We start from the raw sequence: 15,449 nt of genomic DNA, 5'->3' as shown, positions 1-15,449 counted from the left end.
CAGCGCGTTCTGCGCACCTCCTGAGGTTAGCCATGTCCACCCCCGCCACGCCCAAAGTCGGCTTTGTCAGCCTCGGCTGCCCTAAAGCTCTGGTCGACTCCGAACGCATCCTGACCCAGCTTCGCATGGAAGGTTACGAGGTTGTTCCCACGTACGAGGACGCCGACGTGGTGGTGGTCAATACCTGTGGTTTCATTGACAGCGCCAAGGCCGAGTCTCTGGAAGTGATCGGCGAAGCCCTGGCTGAAAATGGCCGGGTCATCGTGACCGGCTGCATGGGGGTGGAAGAATCTGCGATTCGTGATGTACATCCGAGCGTACTGGCGGTAACGGGTCCGCAGCAGTATGAGCAGGTGGTGACCGCGGTCCATGAGGTAGTGCCGCCAAAGCGCGAGCATAATCCGTTGGTCGACCTGGTACCGCCGCAGGGCATCAAGCTCACCCCCCGCCACTACGCCTATCTCAAGATTTCCGAAGGCTGCAACCATCGCTGCAGCTTTTGCATCATCCCGTCCATGCGTGGCGATTTGGTCAGCCGCCCGATCGGCGATGTGCTCGATGAGGCTCAGCGTTTGGTCAAGGCCGGAGTCAAGGAGCTGTTGGTCATCTCCCAGGACACCAGTGCATATGGCGTCGACCTCAAATACCGTACCGGCTTTTGGAATGGCCAGCCGGTCAAGACTCGCATGCTGGAACTATGCGAGGCGTTGAGCAGCATGGGCGTCTGGGTACGTATGCACTACGTCTACCCCTACCCGAACGTGGACGACATCATTCCGCTGATGGCCGAGGGCAAGATTCTGCCCTACCTGGATATCCCCTTCCAGCATGCCAGCCCCAAAGTTCTCAAGGCCATGAAGCGTCCTGCCTTCGAGGACCGCACCCTGGCCCGTATCAAGAAGTGGCGTGAGATCTGTCCGGAGCTGACCATTCGCTCCACATTCATTGTGGGCTTCCCTGGTGAGACGGAGGAGGATTTCCAGTACCTGCTGAATTGGCTGACCGAAGCTCAGTTGGATCGTGTGGGCTGCTTCCAGTATTCCCCTGTGGAAGGCGCACCGGCCAATGAGTTGGAAGGTGCCGTACCGGATGACGTGAAGCAGGATCGCTGGGAGCGCTTCATGGCGCATCAGCAGGCCATTTCTGCGGCTCGCCTGCAATTGAAGGTTGGAAAGGATATTGAAGTGTTGATCGACGAAGTCGACGAACAAGGCGCCATTGGCCGCTCCTATGCCGATGCCCCGGAGATCGACGGCAATGTGTATGTCAATAGCGAACACGACCTGAAGCCAGGCGACAAGGTATGGGTACGCGTAACCGACGCAGACGAATACGACCTGTGGGCCGAGACACTGTAACGCAGCCACAACCTCGAAAAGCCCTGCGATTGCAGGGCTTTTTTTATGGGTGCCCTATGCCGACCGGCCTACCCTATCGTCTGTGCACTCCTGGCACATGGTCATGCCCCGCATGGCTACAGGCCTCCTCGATCGCTGAAGGTCCAGCGGGTTGTTGCAGCTCCCGAATGATGCCGCATATATCGCTGGATACCTTGCCTGAGCATTGCTGACGCAACGCCATGAGCTGTCTGCGTAGTTCGGTAAGTTCACGGATACGCACCTCCACATGATGAATATGGTCCTCGATCAGATCATTGACCCGACAGCAGTCCGGCTCAGGCTGATCCCGCAACTGTAATAAGGAGCGGATCTCGTCTTGCGTCATGTCCAGGGAGCGGCAATGCCGAACAAAGGTCAATCGCTCCAGATGGGCCTCGCTGTATTGACGGTAGTTTCCCGCGCTGCGAACAGGCGCTGGCAGCAGTCCCTCACGCTCGTAATACCGAATGGTTTCCACGGAACATCCCGTTCGGCTGGCCAATTCACCTATTTTCATAACGCCTCCTTGACCCTGTAGTAGCTACAGGGTGTGCAATGACAACCCTAACGTCAATGGAGGTTGTCATGGCGCATGATTCATCCTGTTGCGGACCCAAACCATCGTCCTGCTGTGAGCCTCAGGTAAAGACCTGCTGCGACAGTCACACAAAGATTTCGCTTGAGTCCAATCCTATACCGGGCGTTACCGAGCCCGAGGTGCTTGATCACTCCAAGTGGACAAGCCTGCGTATCGATGCCATGGATTGCCCGACTGAAGAGAAGCTGATCCGTGATGCATTCGCCAAGCTGAAGGCGGTCGAAGCACTGGAATTCAACCTGATTCAGCGCAGCCTACGCGTTCGCCATCGCTACCCCGATGCAGAACCGCTAAAGACCCAGATCAATCGGCTGGGCATGCAGGCTGTTGAACTGAAAGGTGATGAGCAAGCCCCTGCAGTACCAGCGGCAAAACCCTGGTGGCCGCTGGGCCTGGGCTTGGCTACTGCCCTGACAGCCGAAGTCGGTGAGTGGTTGGGTACTGTGCCTGAGTTCGCTGTAGCATTCCTGGCATTGGCCGCCATTGCCCTGGCTGGTCTACCGGCGTATCGCAAAGGTTGGATCGCTATTAGGCAGCGCACTCTTAACATCAATGCATTGATGAGCATTGCGGTCACCGGCGCCCTGTTAATTGGCCACTGGCCTGAAGCGGCCATGGTCAGCGTACTGTTTGCCATCGCTGAAGTGATCGAGGCACGCTCACTGGACCGTGCCCGCAATGCCATCCAGGGATTACTGGCATTGACACCAGAAAACGCGACCGTACGACAGGCGGATGGTACTTGGGCAACACTGCCAGCCAAACAGGTCCAACCCGGCGCGCTCATTCGGGTAAGACCGGGGGAGCGAATTGCATTGGATGGAGAGGTGGAATCCGGTCAGTCAGGTGTCAACCAGGCGCCTATTACAGGCGAAAGCCTGCCGGTCGACAAGGCTCCCGGCGATACCGTGTTTGCCGGCACCATCAATGGTGAGGGCAGCTTGGAGTATCGTGTTACCCATCGAGCCAACGAAAGTACCCTGGCTCGCATTATCCACGCCGTAGAGCAGGCTCAAAGCGCGCGCGCGCCTACTCAACGATTTGTAGATCGCTTTTCTCGCTTGTATACGCCAGCGGTTGTTCTCATTGCCGTTGCGGTTGCCCTGTTGCCTCCCCTGCTGGGTTGGGGAGGTTGGCTGGAGTGGCTCTATAAAGGGCTGGTATTGCTTGTTATTGCCTGCCCATGCGCCTTGGTTATCTCAACACCGGTCACAATTGTCAGCGGGCTTTCGGCTGCCGCACGACGTGGCATCTTGGTGAAAGGTGGGACATTTCTTGAGCAAGGCCGCCAGCTTAAGTGGATTGCCCTCGACAAGACCGGCACGCTTACTGAGGGTAAGCCGCAGTTGGTCGACCGCATCGTACTCACCGGACAGAAGAGTCAGGCGTTGGAATGGGCGGCCAGTTTGTCCTTGCGCTCAGATCATCCCGCTTCACAGGCTTTGAGCCATGCTCTGTTGCAAGAAGGTATTGCCTTAAAAGACGTACGGGATTTCTCAGCCCGGGCAGGACAAGGCGTGCAAGGCCGTATAGAGGATCAGCTCTACTTTCTGGGTAATCGCCGCCTGTTGGAGCGCGAAGGGCTGGCCTCCGAGAATCTACGGCACCGTATCGAATCGCTCGAGCAGACAGGTCAAAGTGTGGTGGCGCTTGCCAGCCAACAGGAGGTACTGGCGCTGTTCATCATTGCTGATCAAGTCAAGGAAACCAGCCAGAGCGCTGTCGCAGCACTTCATGCGTTAGGCATAAAAACCCTGGTGCTCAGTGGCGATAACCCTCACAGCGTAGACCGTATTGCCGGTCAGGTAGGCATCGATGAAGCGCATGGCTCGTTACTGCCCGAGGACAAGCTTGCGATTTTGGAGCAAAAGCAACGGAGCGGTGCTGTAATCGGTATGGTTGGCGATGGCATCAACGACGCCCCTGCTCTGGCTCGGGCTAACATCGGTTTTGCAATGGGCGCCGCCGGTACCGATGCGGCTATCGAAACGGCAGACGTGGCACTGATGGATGACGATTTGCGCAAACTGCCGGACTTCATTCGCCTCTCCCGTAGCACGCACCGCATTCTCATGCAGAATATTGCACTAGCCTTGGGAATCAAGGCGATATTCTTAGCGTTGACAATCATGGGCGAGGCCACGCTCTGGATGGCTGTCTTCGCCGATATGGGTACCAGCCTGATTGTGGTTGCAAACGGCCTGCGACTGATTCGACATCATTGATGGATGACCGCCGACACGCTGTTGGAACTCACCTGCCGATAGAGCGCTCTGCATAAGGTCTGTCAGCAGGAATGTTTCATGGATTACATCGATTTATTGCAATGGCCAGCCATGGCCGTGACCCTGATCGCAGCGTGGCTGGTTGCTTCCCAACGTGAAAACCGCCGAAACCTTGGGTTCTGGTGCTTTCTTGCCAGCAATGGATTATGGATCACCTGGGGCCTGCATACACAGGCGTATGCCTTGATCGTTTTGCAACTGGGGCTGGCATTCATGAACATCCGTGGTGTTCGCCGTAACCAGCTGAATACTTCAAAGGCTATGCGTGAGAGTCATACTTGAGCCAGACAGGCTAAAATAGCCAGCCTGTCTCCCTTATGACGCTCCCCATGACTTATAGCGTTTCCCCTATCGGCCATATCCGCTCTTGTTTCAAGGAGAAGTTCGCCATCCCTCGCCAGCCCCATTTGGCTCCGGCTGCCCGAGGTGTATTGGAGTTTGTGCCGCCGTTCGACCACCCGGATGCTGTACAGGGGCTAGAACACGTCAGTCATGTCTGGCTGCTGTTCCTCTTTCACCAGACATTGGAAGAGAAACCGCGTCTTAAAGTACGTCCTCCCCGCCTGGGAGGGAACCGTTCCCTGGGTGTCTTTGCGACGCGTGCCACTCACCGTCCCAATGGTATTGGGCAATCTGTGGTAACACTGGACGCTATCGAGCCGGGCCGGCTCAGGCTTTCAGGTATCGATCTGTTGGACGGTACCCCGGTGCTGGACATCAAGCCTTACGTGCCCTACGCCGATGCAATTCCAACTGCCTTTAATACCATAGCCAGTGCACCTCCCGATGGGATTCCGGTCCTCTGGACGCACGAGGCCCGCGTGCAGGCGGAGCAGCATGGAAAGCGTCTGAACGAGCCATTGGCCGCTCTGATTGAGCAATGCCTGACTCAGGACCCTCGTCCGGCCTATCAAGTCCCGCCGCCTGACCGCCGTTATGGTGTTCGCCTATGGGATGTAGACGTCCATTGGCATTATCCGGAGTCCAATGTCATCCGTATTCTGGATATCGAGCGTGCAGATAATGACTGAGTCTGGGTCAAAAGCTTTTCTGCGCCTGACCAGCCCTTACCGTAGACACAAAAAACCCGCCTCCAGGGCGGGTTTCGATAACGCGGGTAGCGCTTACTTCTCGACGAACGCACGCTCGATCAGGTAGTCACCCGGATCACCCATACGTGGAGAGATGGTCAGACCAAACTCGTTCAGCACTTCGCTGGTTTCGTCCAGCATGCTAGGGCTGCCGCAAATCATCGCACGGTCGTCCTGAGGATTGATCGGAGGCAGGCCGATATCTTCAAATAACTTGCCGCTGCGCATCAGATCGGTCTGACGACCCATGTTGCGGAATTCTTCACGCGTCACCAGCGGATAATAGATCAGCTTTTCGCGAACCATATCGCCAAAGTATTCATGCTCAGGCAGTACGTTGGTGATGAAGTCGGCATAGGCCAGTTCATTTACATAACGTACACCGTGAACCAGAATCACCTTCTCGAAACGTTCATAGGTTTCCGGATCCTGAATGGTGCTCAGGAACGGCGCCATGCCGGTGCCGGTGGATAGCAGATAAAGGTGCTTGCCAGGCTTCAGGTCGCTCAGAATCAGCGTACCGGTAGGCTTGCGGCTAACCATGAGGTTATCGCCTTCCTTCAGGTGCTGCAGGCGGGAGGTCAGCGGACCATCCGGAACCTTGATGCTGAAAAATTCCAGGTGCTCTTCATAGTTGGGACTGGCGATACTGTAGGCGCGCATCAGCGGACGGCCACCTTCGGTTTCCAGTCCAATCATGACGAACTGGCCGTTCTCGAAACGCAGCCCCGGATTACGGGTCGTCTTGAAGCTGAACAGTGTATCGTTCCAGTGGTGAACGCTCAGGACGCGCTCGGTGTACAGATTGCTCATGAAAAACTCCTAATCACCTGCCCAAAGACGCTGATGCCCGGCTCTGTCTCGCGGAGGCGGGACTACCTGCACGTGTGACCGCTCTGGATCGGGTTTGACAAAAAGGACGCGACCAAGCGCATTTGCGCGGCATTTTATATAACGCAAGAATATCCGTAAAATGAATAATTCGGATATCGGTTATCCAGTGAGCAGATATGAGATTCACGTTGCGTCAACTCGAAGTTTTCGTCGGCGTCGCCCGCCTGGAAAGTGTTTCCCGCGCGGCAGAGACGCTTGCGCTCTCACAATCGGCAACCAGCACGGCCTTGGGAGAGCTAGAGCGTCAGTTCGACTGCAAACTCTTTGACCGTGCAGGCAAACGGCTGACCCTCAATGCCTTGGGCCGCCAGTTATTGCCCAAGGCAGTTGCCTTGCTCGACCGCAGCGACGAGATCGAGAACCTGCTACGGGGCAAGACCGGATTCGGCTCACTGGAAGTCGGCGCCACGCTCACTATTGGCAACTATCTGGCTACGCTCCTGCTGGGTGATTTCATGCAACGTCATCCCGATTGCCGAGTGCGCCTGCATGTTCATAACACAGCGCATATCGTACAGCGCGTGGCTAACCATGATATTGATCTAGGCCTGATTGAGGGGGATTGCCAGGACGCGGATATTGAAGTCCACCCTTGGATTGAAGATGAGCTGGTAATCTTCTGTGCTCCGCAACATCCTTTAGCCAACCATCCAACGGTAGGTCTGGAAGAGCTGATTGATCAGGCCTGGATTCTTCGGGAGCAAGGCTCCGGTACTCGCCTGACGTTCGATCAGGCCATGCGTCATCATGCAGCGCCCCTGAATATTCGCCTGGAGCTGGAGCATACAGAGGCCATTATTCGGGCAGTGGAATCAGGTCTGGGCATCGGTTGCATCTCGAGGCTTGCCCTGCGCGATGCCTTCGAGCGCGGCAGTCTTGTCCCAATCGAAACTCCCAGCCTGGATTTGCGTCGTCAGTTCTGTTTTATCTGGCACCGCCAGAAATACCAGACGGCAGCCATGACCGAATTCCTGGCACTGTGTCGCAAGCTTACCGAGGGTATTGCACGTAGCGACCAGATCTTGCTGGCCCCCTTTAAGGAGCGTGCTACCCCAGCAGAATGATCGACCAGACGGCTGCAATCATCCACATTGCCACGAATTGAGCCGCACTGCCCAAGTCCTTGGCGTTCTTGGACAACTCATGCCATTCCAGCGAGACCCGGTCCACCACGGCTTCGATAGCGGCATTGAACAGCTCAACAATCAGCGAAAGCAGGCAGACACCCACCATGATTGCCCGCTCGCCTCGCGATACATCCAGCCAAAAGGCCAGCGGGATCAGGATGCAGCTCATCAGCACCAGCGAGCGGAAGGCAGCCTCTCCTTTGAAAGCCACCTTCAGACCGGCCAGGGAATAGCCCGTAGCCTTGATGACACGTTTAAGGCCGGTCTTGCCTTTATAGGGAGATATCACACCAGGCTCCATGCAGCGACTCAATAGAAGACTAGCCTGTAGCGTGTCGAAAAAGCGTGAAAACTCATCAGCCTGGAGTTGATTCGAGCTGTTGCAGCAACAGGGCAGCCTGCGTTCGGGTTCTCACACCCAATTTACGGAAGATCGCCGTTACATGCGCTTTTACTGTGGCTTCCGACACGCTGAGTTCATAGGCAATCTGCTTGTTCAACAGGCCATCGCATACCATGGTCAGCACCCTGAACTGCTGGGGCGTCAGGCTGGATAATCCGGCCTTCGCAGCCTTGGCTTCTTCGCTGAGGTTCGCAGCACCCTCTCCTTGGGCCGGCCACCAGGTATCACCATCCAGCACAAGGCGTACGGCTTGCTGGATCGTTTCCAGATCGCTGGATTTAGGTATGAAACCACTGGCACCGAACTCCCGTGCGCGCTGCACTACAGCGGCGTCTTCCTGAGCAGAGACCATGACCACCGGAATCTGTGGGTATTGCCCGCGCAGCAGCACTAGTCCGGAAAAACCATAGGCGCCCGGCATGTTGAGGTCGAGCAGGACCAGATCCCAATCAGTCTTGTGCGCCAGCTGAGCCTCGAGTTCGGCGATACTTGCCGCTTCCACCAGCTGTGCCTGCTGCCCCAAGCCAAGCGTCAAGGCTTGCTGCAGGGCGCTACGGAACAGCGGATGATCATCCGCGATGAGGATCTGATAGGCGGCCATCGGTAAATTGGTCCTTATTATGATTCTGTAATTTCAGCGGCTCAGAATGCCGAGCGTCCGACGACGGGTCAAGGCACTTTGCGACCATAATCACAGGGTTCCCAAAGTCACAGCCATCCGGCAGAGTGACGACTTTTGCCAAGCGAGCCTGTCATGCGTACCCAAGCCCTACGTGCCGATGTTCTCATGCTGATCACAGCCATGATTTGGGGGAGCGCCTTTATTGCACAGCGCGCCGGCATGGACTCCATCGGTCCGTTCCTCTTTACGGGACTTCGCTTTGCATTGGGTGCACTGACACTGATTCCAGTCCTGCTGGTGCTGCATCGCCGCGCCAGAACACCGATTAGCCTCGACCGTCGCGTAGTGGTCGGCGGCTGCCTGATGGGCCTGCTGCTTTCCATTGGCATCAACTTCCAGCAAGTGGGCCTGCTATTCACATCCGTGACCAACTCCGGTTTCATCACCGGACTCTATGTGATTGTAGTCCCCATTCTGGGTTTGCTGTTTGGCGAACGCACCGGCAGAGGCACCTGGCTAGGTGCCTGCCTGGCGGTGGCAGGCATGTGTCTGCTTAGCATAGGCGAGAATTTTAAGGTAGCTTCCGGCGATTGGCTGCAATTGGCCGGCGCCTTTGCCTGGGGAGCGCATGTGCTGGTGGTAGGGCATTTTGCGAGCCGCCATGATCCGATGCTACTGTCCATCCTTCAGTTCGCATTCTGTGCAGCGGTCAGCCTGACGCTGGCATTGCTGTTTGAGCCGATTCAAGCTCAGAACATTATTCAGGCCGCTCCCGCGCTGCTGTATGGCGGTATCATTGCCGCCGGCATCGGTTATACGTTGCAGGTCGTTGCACAGCGCGACGCCATTGCCTCCCATGCGGCAATCATTTTTTCACTCGAAGCCGTCTTTGCGGCCTTTTTTGGCGCCTGGCTGCTGGACGAGTCGCTTACCGCCCGCGGTTATCTGGGCTGCGCGCTCATGTTTATCGGCATGTTGGTCGCGCAGCTCTGGCCCAGAAAGGCCGTGGTCGAGCCCAAGGTGACAAACTAATCAGGGGAATGCGGCAACGAAGGGCTGCAATCGCTGATGCGCCGCGCTGAACGGATCTGTCTGGCGATTCTGTTTGGCGTTGAGATAACGTTCACTGAACACGTCCAGATAGGCATCAAGCGCCACCGCCGCTCTTTCCTCTCTCGCCAGCTCCAGACAAAGCGCAGCCACTTCTGCCGTACAGAGGTGCTCGCCTCGTGTGGAGCGTCGCAGGCGATAGCGGGAAAGCTCTTCAGGGCTCAGACTTAGCACCGGCAGGCTATCCAGATAAGGGCTCTTACGAAACATCTTTCGTGCTTCAGTCCAGGTAGCATCCAGCAGGACGAATAAAGGTCGCTTGCCCTGGACTGGCTCTACCGTTTGCACGACTCGTTCAGGCGCTGAGTATTCGGCCGGAAATACAAGATAGGGTTGCCATTGAGGATCGCTCAGCACGGCCAGTAGTGCGTCATCTACATCCGTTCTCGACCAGCCAAAGGCAAAACTGTCACTGACCACATCGGCAATCAGCCATCCGGTATTGCTTGGCTTGAGCGGCTCTACATCGTGCATGATCAGGCACATGCCTGCCGCGCATTCGACCGCAGGTCGCCACTCGCAGAAACAGTGAGGCAACGCAAGGCGACAACCCTCACAGCGTTGAACGCGGGATCCACGGGCAACAAAAGGTTTGCTGCTGCGCGCCAGACGATCATGACGCAGCCGGGCTACGGCATTTGGCGGACGGGAAGAAGAATTGGCAGAGCGGATATAAGGCATGAGAAGTACTGCGTGATTTACATGGGCAAGTTTAACAAAGGCTGTCCAGAACACATCTGGCATTTTGAAAGCGCCGACCACAGGAGTACCCTTTGCGTACCGCAATTAGCCTTTGCTTGCGAACATCACGGCTGCCCTGCGGTCGAAGCGAGCCTGATCTACGTTGGAGAGTTCAATGCTGCGTTATACTGCCCTCGCCCTTTGCTTCATCCTTCCTGCAGCGGCCCAGGCGGCCTCGCTGAAAGAACAAGAACTGTCGCAGATGCTGCAAAAGGTCGCGAAAGAAAGCAGCGTGGGGACTCCGCGCGCTATCAATGAAGACATTCTTGACCGTGGCTATACCGTTGAAGGGCGCCAGCTCATCAATCATTTGAGTGTACGTGCCAGCCATGCGCATCAGATGGAAGCCAACCCGGCGACGGTACGCACCCAGCTGGCCGCCAGTGTCTGCCGCAACACCGGCTACCGCCAGTTGTTAGCCCGTGGCGCCATGTTGGTGTACAGCTTTACCGAATACCAGAGCAATCGCCCGGTTGCGAACGAGCGCTTCGAAGCAGCCGATTGCGGTCTGAGCAAGTAAGCTTTCTTTGCCATGCCGCGTCTGGCATGGCCATTCAAGACAGGCATTTGCCTTTCTTACTCCGCGCCACGACTATGCTAAAGGCAAGGTAATCGCTGCCTGGAATGGCAGCTTGATTACACAGCAGTGGCTACCAGGAGTATGCAGATGAACCCAGACGCACAAGACGACTATCTGTCTCGTCATGTACAGGTCAGTGCCGAAGACCTTTCCCAAAAGATCGATGAGCTGCTGGCTCATACCGTTCCGGCCAACAGTCCCAATCTGTCTCTGTATCGCGACATGCTGTTGACCGTGGTTCGCATGGCCCAGGCAGACCGCAACCGTTGGGATGCCAAGATCATGATGCAAACCATGCGAGAGATGGAAAATGCCTTTCGTCATCTTGAGCAATACAAGCGACGGCGCAAGGTAACGGTTTTCGGATCAGCCCGTACGGCCGTGGATCATGAACTCTATGTGCTGGCCCGCACACTCGGCTCAGCCCTCGCTCAGCGGGACATGATGGTCATCACTGGAGCAGGTGGCGGCATCATGGCGGCAGCTCACGAAGGTGCCGGCTTGGACAATAGCCTGGGCTTCAACATTACCCTGCCTTTTGAACAACGGGCCAACCAAACCATGGACGGCACCGATCACCTGCTGTCCTTTCACTTCTTCTACGTACGTAAACTGTTTTTTCTCAAGGAAGCCGATGCACTTGTACTCTGCCCTGGCGGATTTGGCACCCTGGACGAAACCTTTGAAGTCCTTACGCTGATACAAACCGGTAAAAGCCCTCTCGTACCCGTCGTGCTACTGGATACACCTGAGGGTACGTTCTGGAAGGATGCGGTCACTTTTCTGAAAAAGAACCTGGCGGATGAGCGCTATATCCTGCCCAAGGACCTGAAACTGGCAACGCTGGTGCATACTGCGGAAGAGGCAGCAGAGATCATCAGCCGGTTCTACAGCAACTTTCATTCGACACGCTGGCTGAACGGTCAATTCGTGATGCGTCTGAACCATGCCCTAACATCCGAAGCGCTGGCGCATATCGATACGCACTTTGCGGACCTGTGCAAGAGCGGGCACTTCACTCAGCAAGCCTCGGGCAAAACCAACATCGACGAACCGGAATTTGCTCACCTGAGCCAGCTTTCCTTCAACTTCAATGGCCGCGATTATGGGCGCCTGCGCGAGTTGGTGGATTCACTGAACGATCCACAACATTGGCTACGCTGATCGAGAGGCGTTAGCCGGGCCCGCCCTATCAGTCATCTGGCGCGCCACGCAGCAATCGACTGACGCTGTCGATGGAGAAACCGCGGTAGCTCAAGAAACGTCCCTGCTGTGCGCGTTCCTTAGCGTCAGCGGGGCGCTTGCCTTTGAATTTGCGTTGCCAGACATCACGTAAATGAGCTGACCAGTCTTCCTCACACTCCGATAGGGCCTGTTCGATATCAGCACGGGCAAGACCGCGCTGGGCCAATTCCTCACGGATACGAACAGGTCCATAACCCGCCCGGGCACGACTTGCGATATAGCTACCCAGATAACGTGTCTCGCTCAGCAGCCCCTCTTCGGCCAGGCGATCCAGGGCTGCGTTGATCAGTTCATCCGGTGCCCCCCGCTTACGCAACTTGCGAACCAGCTCTTGTCGGCCATGCTCTCGGCGGGCCAGTAGATCCATAGCTGCTAGGCGAACAGCCGCTGGGGTATCGAGTTCAATAGACATTCAAACGCCCCGTAAAATTATCAGGCTGAAATAAAAAAGCCCTCGCACAGCGAGGGCTTTTATCAGGCAGAACCTTAGAAGTCAGCGTCAGCGCCCGCTTCGGCTTCTTCAGTGGCCGCCCCTTTAACGGGGGCCTGGCTTAGAAGCTTTTCGCGAATGCTCTTGTCGAGCGCATTACGTACTTCAAGGTTCTCTTCCAGGAACTTGGCCGCGTTAGCCTTACCCTGGCCAATCTTGGTTCCTTGGTAGCTATACCAGGCACCTGACTTTTCAACCAGACCCAGCTGTACGCCCAGATCAATGATCTCACCGTTACGGTAGATGCCCTTGCCGTACAGGATCTGGAATTCAGCCTGACGGAATGGTGGAGACACCTTGTTCTTGACGACTTTAACGCGGGTCTCGCTACCTACCACCTCGTCCCCTTCCTTCACCGCACCGGTACGGCGGATATCCAGACGGACCGAGGAGTAGAACTTCAACGCGTTACCGCCAGTTGTAGTTTCCGGGTTGCCAAACATCACCCCGATCTTCATACGGATCTGGTTGATGAAAATCACCAGGCAGTTGGCGGTCTTGATATTGCCGGTGATCTTGCGCAGCGCCTGAGACATCAGACGCGCCTGCAGACCTACGTGCATATCACCCATCTCGCCTTCGATTTCCGCCTTGGGCACCAGAGCAGCTACGGAGTCGACGATGATCACGTCTACGGCATTGGAGCGCACCAGCATGTCGGTGATTTCCAGCGCCTGTTCACCGGTATCCGGCTGGGAAACCAGCAGGTCGTCAACATTGACGCCCAGCTTGCTGGCATAATCCGGATCCAGCGCATGCTCTGCGTCAACGAAGGCACAGGTTGCGCCCTGCTTTTGCGCCTCAGCAATGACGGACAGGGTCAGCGTAGTTTTACCCGACGATTCCGGACCGTAGATTTCTACGATACGGCCCTTGGGCAGACCGCCGATCCCCAGGGCGATATCGAGACCGAGCGAACCGGTGGAAATAGCCGGAATTGCCTGACGCTCATGATCACCCATGCGCATGACTGCGCCTTTGCCAAACTGACGCTCAATTTGACCCAGGGCCGCGGCCAGGGCGCGCTTTTTGTTGTCGTCCATTAAAATCCTCTCGCAAGAAGGTAGGCCAGACGGCCGTGGAAAGCACTGTATATGTGAACAGTATTAAAGCATAAGAAGGGCTCGCTGGCTACCTTTCGATGCGATTTTCTCATGTCGAAATTCGCAATAATCCTTCCAATGCAGCCACAACGGTCTGAGCCCTGACAGCAGCTCTGTCGCCAGGAAAAAAATGTTTCTCGCTATAGATGTCAGAGCCGTTTCCCCACGCCAGCCAGACCGTCCCGACAGGCTTTTCTGGAGAGCCGCCACCCGGGCCTGCGATACCACTGACCGCAACAGCGAACCGGGCCCCGCTGCGTGCCTGCGCCCCACGTACCATGGCCTCGACAACCGCCTGACTGACAGCGCCTACCTCCATAAACAAGTGATCCGGCACATCCAGCTGGGCCGTTTTCTGGGCGTTGGAATACGTCACAAATCCCGCTTCGAACCAGGCAGAGCTGCCCGCTACGCGGGTAATGGCTTCGGCAATACCGCCGCCGGTGCAGGACTCGGCAGTTACGACCTGTGCCTTCAATGCCGATAACCGTTTGCCCAGCTCAGCTGATAACTCATCGATAGTCATTGTGTGGCCCTGAGAAGATGGCGAGGCGAAACCTTTATTGTACAAGGTTGTGAGCTTTCTATATGAGGGCTGCCGCTCGTCGGTTCAAGCCAGGCGTACTCTTGCCAAGCCACAGAACAAAATGGTTTTCTGAAACCGGTTTCAAAGCCTGTCGTTCCATAGACAAGAACTCCACAATATTAGGGAGCAGGCCCATTGGATATGCCTCTTCAAAGCATGCGGCCGCCGCGTGCCACTATCAATCAGGTCGCTCAGGAAGCAGGCGTTTCCAAGGCGAGCGTTTCTCGCTATATCAGCGGAGACAGGCAACTCCTATCAGATGCGCTGGCGTTGCGCATCGAGCTGGCAATCGAAAAGCTTGGCTTTCAGCCTAATCAAATGGCGCGAGGTCTTAAGCGCGGCCGCAGCCGGCTTATCGGTATGCTGGTAGCCGACATGCTCAATCCCTATTCCGTTGCCGTCATGCATGGCGTCGAGACGGCCTGCCGTCGGCATGGCTATTCTCTCATCGTATGTAACACTGATCGAGATGACCTCCAGGAAGAGCGCCACCTGAATGCGCTTCAGTCCTATAACGTGGAAGGCTTGATCGTCAACACGCTGGGTCACCATCCCCGAGAGCTTCAGCAACTGCATCGAGAACTGCCCATGGTATTGCTTGATCGCAAGCTGGATGGTCTGGATGCTGATCTCGTTGGGCTGGATAACACACAGGCCATTCGGTTGGGTCTTGAGCATTTGCTTGAGCGGGGCTACCGCGACCTGCTCATGGTGACCGAAGATCTGGACGGAACCAGTTCACGAGAAGAGCGCGCCCGAACCTTCATTCACTACCTGTCGCCCCGCGCGGGTGTGCGAGGGCGCGTCAGCTCCTCCGCCGGTTTCAGCGCTGCGCTACTTGAGCAGCTCGCGCATTTTCTCTCCGATACCAATCATGGTCCCAAAGCCATCATGGCGGCGAACGGCATTGCCGCGCTCGCTGTGACAAAAGGCCTCAGGGAATTAGGTTACAGAACGTTTGAATCGGTTGGACTAATCGCCCTGGACGATCTTGACTGGTATCCATTGGTAGGCGACGGCATTACCGCCATTGCTCAACCAACCCATGCGCTGGGCGTAGCCGCATTGGAGTATCTGCTGGAACGCCTGCGAGGCGATGTGTCGAGCTCACGGACGCTGGCATTACCGGCCGAACTGGTGGTACGCGGCTCTACCCCGGCGCGACGTTAAAACAACAATGTGGGGGCGGCACACT

General features: G+C 56.4%; 17 protein-coding genes. 9 read left to right on the top strand and 8 right to left on the bottom strand.

The features are described 5' to 3' along the window. Positions 1–32: 32 nt before the first annotated feature. Positions 33–1,358, top strand: coding sequence for a 30S ribosomal protein S12 methylthiotransferase RimO (gene rimO / locus JQR90_RS05550; RefSeq protein ID WP_010797439.1), 1,326 nt, complete (start codon positions 33–35; stop codon positions 1,356–1,358). A gap of 73 nt (positions 1,359–1,431) precedes the next feature. Here rimO and cadR read toward each other — a convergent pair whose 3' ends face one another. Next, a complete protein-coding gene (gene cadR, locus JQR90_RS05545; protein ID WP_010797438.1) occupies positions 1,432–1,896 on the bottom strand; it encodes a Cd(II)/Pb(II)-responsive transcriptional regulator in 465 nt (154 codons plus the stop codon). 68 nt (positions 1,897–1,964) lie between these two features. Here cadR and JQR90_RS05540 point away from each other — a divergent pair, with 68 nt between their 5' ends. The 3 genes from JQR90_RS05540 to tsaA all read left to right on the top strand — a co-directional run bounded on the left by JQR90_RS05540 (position 1,965) and on the right by tsaA (position 5,293). Then, positions 1,965–4,202, top strand: coding sequence for a heavy metal translocating P-type ATPase (locus JQR90_RS05540; RefSeq protein ID WP_010797437.1), 2,238 nt, complete (start codon positions 1,965–1,967; stop codon positions 4,200–4,202). Positions 4,203–4,280: 78 nt separating this feature from the next. Next, positions 4,281–4,544, top strand: a complete 264-nt coding sequence (locus JQR90_RS05535) for a hypothetical protein (RefSeq protein WP_010797436.1) — start codon at positions 4,281–4,283, stop codon at positions 4,542–4,544. 47 nt (positions 4,545–4,591) lie between these two features. Then, the gene (tsaA, locus tag JQR90_RS05530; RefSeq protein WP_037030051.1) at positions 4,592–5,293 is read left to right on the top strand and encodes a tRNA (N6-threonylcarbamoyladenosine(37)-N6)-methyltransferase TrmO; all 702 of its coding nucleotides are present in this window, start codon (positions 4,592–4,594) and stop codon (positions 5,291–5,293) included. A 93-nt stretch (positions 5,294–5,386) separates the two neighbouring features. On the opposite strand, the gene fpr is transcribed toward tsaA, so the two are convergent. Continuing rightward, a complete protein-coding gene (gene fpr, locus JQR90_RS05525; RefSeq protein WP_019364473.1) occupies positions 5,387–6,166 on the bottom strand; it encodes a ferredoxin-NADP reductase in 780 nt (259 codons plus the stop codon). Positions 6,167–6,363: 197 nt separating this feature from the next. Here fpr and JQR90_RS05520 point away from each other — a divergent pair, with 197 nt between their 5' ends. Then, the gene (locus tag JQR90_RS05520; protein ID WP_010797433.1) at positions 6,364–7,311 is read left to right on the top strand and encodes a LysR family transcriptional regulator; all 948 of its coding nucleotides are present in this window, start codon (positions 6,364–6,366) and stop codon (positions 7,309–7,311) included. On the opposite strand, the gene JQR90_RS05515 is transcribed toward JQR90_RS05520, so the two are convergent. Together JQR90_RS05515 and erdR are read right to left on the bottom strand one after the other, a co-directional pair. Next, entirely contained in the window at positions 7,295–7,675 is a 381-nt protein-coding gene (locus tag JQR90_RS05515) for a diacylglycerol kinase (RefSeq protein ID WP_010797432.1), read from the bottom strand. The two genes, JQR90_RS05520 and JQR90_RS05515, sit on opposite strands and share 17 nt — an antisense overlap. 55 nt (positions 7,676–7,730) lie before the next feature. Then, entirely contained in the window at positions 7,731–8,378 is a 648-nt protein-coding gene (gene erdR / locus JQR90_RS05510) for a response regulator transcription factor ErdR (RefSeq protein ID WP_010797431.1), read from the bottom strand. A 153-nt stretch (positions 8,379–8,531) separates the two neighbouring features. Here erdR and JQR90_RS05505 point away from each other — a divergent pair, with 153 nt between their 5' ends. Further along, positions 8,532–9,431: a DMT family transporter gene (locus tag JQR90_RS05505; protein ID WP_010797430.1), complete on the top strand. Its 900-nt coding sequence runs from the start codon at positions 8,532–8,534 to the stop codon at positions 9,429–9,431. Here JQR90_RS05505 and JQR90_RS05500 read toward each other — a convergent pair whose 3' ends face one another. Then, positions 9,432–10,190: a tRNA-uridine aminocarboxypropyltransferase gene (locus JQR90_RS05500; RefSeq protein WP_051370235.1), complete on the bottom strand. Its 759-nt coding sequence runs from the start codon at positions 10,188–10,190 to the stop codon at positions 9,432–9,434. A gap of 175 nt (positions 10,191–10,365) precedes the next feature. Here JQR90_RS05500 and JQR90_RS05495 point away from each other — a divergent pair, with 175 nt between their 5' ends. Then, the gene (locus tag JQR90_RS05495) at positions 10,366–10,770 is read left to right on the top strand and encodes a quorum-sensing-regulated virulence factor family protein (RefSeq protein WP_010797428.1); all 405 of its coding nucleotides are present in this window, start codon (positions 10,366–10,368) and stop codon (positions 10,768–10,770) included. A gap of 147 nt (positions 10,771–10,917) precedes the next feature. Further along, positions 10,918–11,994, top strand: a complete 1,077-nt coding sequence (locus JQR90_RS05490; protein WP_010797427.1) for a TIGR00730 family Rossman fold protein — start codon at positions 10,918–10,920, stop codon at positions 11,992–11,994. Positions 11,995–12,022: 28 nt separating this feature from the next. Here the strand turns inward: JQR90_RS05490 and recX are convergent, their stop codons facing one another. The 3 genes from recX to JQR90_RS05475 all read right to left on the bottom strand — a co-directional run bounded on the left by recX (position 12,023) and on the right by JQR90_RS05475 (position 14,194). After that, on the bottom strand, positions 12,023–12,487 hold the full coding sequence (gene recX, locus JQR90_RS05485) for a recombination regulator RecX (RefSeq protein ID WP_434140613.1): 465 nt from the start codon (positions 12,485–12,487) through the stop codon (positions 12,023–12,025). Between the two features lie 74 nt (positions 12,488–12,561). Then, positions 12,562–13,608, bottom strand: a complete 1,047-nt coding sequence (gene recA, locus JQR90_RS05480; protein ID WP_010797425.1) for a recombinase RecA — start codon at positions 13,606–13,608, stop codon at positions 12,562–12,564. A 109-nt stretch (positions 13,609–13,717) separates the two neighbouring features. Next, complete coding sequence (locus tag JQR90_RS05475) at positions 13,718–14,194, bottom strand: CinA family protein (protein ID WP_010797424.1); 477 nt, start codon at positions 14,192–14,194, stop codon at positions 13,718–13,720. A 201-nt stretch (positions 14,195–14,395) separates the two neighbouring features. On the opposite strand from JQR90_RS05475, the gene JQR90_RS05470 reads away from it, so the two are divergent. After that, positions 14,396–15,424 carry a LacI family DNA-binding transcriptional regulator gene (locus JQR90_RS05470; RefSeq protein ID WP_010797422.1) on the top strand — a complete coding sequence of 343 codons (1,029 nt, stop codon included), beginning with the start codon at positions 14,396–14,398 and terminating at the stop codon, positions 15,422–15,424. Positions 15,425–15,449: the final 25 nt, after the last annotated feature.

Origin of the sequence: Pseudomonas sp. JZ114 (assembly GCF_051027705.1) — a bacterium.
GTDB classification, from domain to species: domain Bacteria; phylum Pseudomonadota; class Gammaproteobacteria; order Pseudomonadales; family Pseudomonadaceae; genus Chryseomonas; species Chryseomonas luteola.
This window is presented reverse-complemented; position numbering and strand designations above follow the sequence as displayed.